The organism is Vibrio sp. 1727 (assembly GCF_033344415.1).
Taxonomy (GTDB): domain Bacteria; phylum Pseudomonadota; class Gammaproteobacteria; order Enterobacterales; family Vibrionaceae; genus Vibrio; species Vibrio alginolyticus.
This window is the reverse complement of record NZ_JAWPOT010000286.1, coordinates 1-688: the sequence shown is the minus strand read 5'-3', so window position 1 is coordinate 688 and position 688 is coordinate 1. Positions and strand designations below refer to the sequence as shown.

1 protein-coding gene is annotated in these 688 nt (G+C 43.0%); it reads right to left on the bottom strand.

The features are described 5' to 3' along the window. Positions 1 to 424: DUF2254 family protein (locus R8O10_RS25270; RefSeq protein ID WP_318191965.1), on the bottom strand; the 424-nt coding region annotated here is incomplete at its 3' end. Between the last annotated feature and the right edge of the window lie 264 nt (positions 425 to 688).

Here is a 688-nt window from a genome sequence, read left to right as displayed (position 1 = left end):
CCATGGTTACGATGAACAAATAGATCTGTGCCTGCTCGTGATAGGCGCCAATACCAAGTGCGATGATGCCTACCAAACTAAACAAGAATGAGCCAAGAAAAGTCGCCAGAGCATTTTGCGTTGTGCTGTCTTCCATCAATAGCTTAGTAGCTCTAGGAGTGACCCCTGCACTGGCCGCGCTGTACGCTGAAACCATAATGTTGAGTGAAAACGTCGTCACCGCCAGCATCGACGTCGCGAGAATATTCAATATGTTATTCAGCAGCTCATTACTGACATTGATGGTGGGAGGCAGGGTAATGAATTTATTTAAAACAATAGAGATCAGGGCGGTTACAACAGCAAGTAAGGCGAAAAGTGATGTACGAACCCACAGTTTGCGTGTCATTTGTTTAAGCAGCCACTGCCATTTGGAGCCGGTCATTCTCATGTGCCTCTTATCTTTAGTGAGAAAGTCGATAGGAAATTCAAAACATTATTCTTTGTTTAAGCATAGGTGAAATTTCCGGGTTCTCTTTGTGCTTGATGAGCTTCGTGATCAAGGTACTGGTATCCGAACCATTGGATAGTTTTGAAAACTATTGGGCATATTTAGAAGTTAACGAGCGTTAAAATCAGAAAGTCATGCTGCTTCAAAGAATGGCGTTCGTAAGATGTGAATCAGCCTATATTCCGTTACCTTAATTGG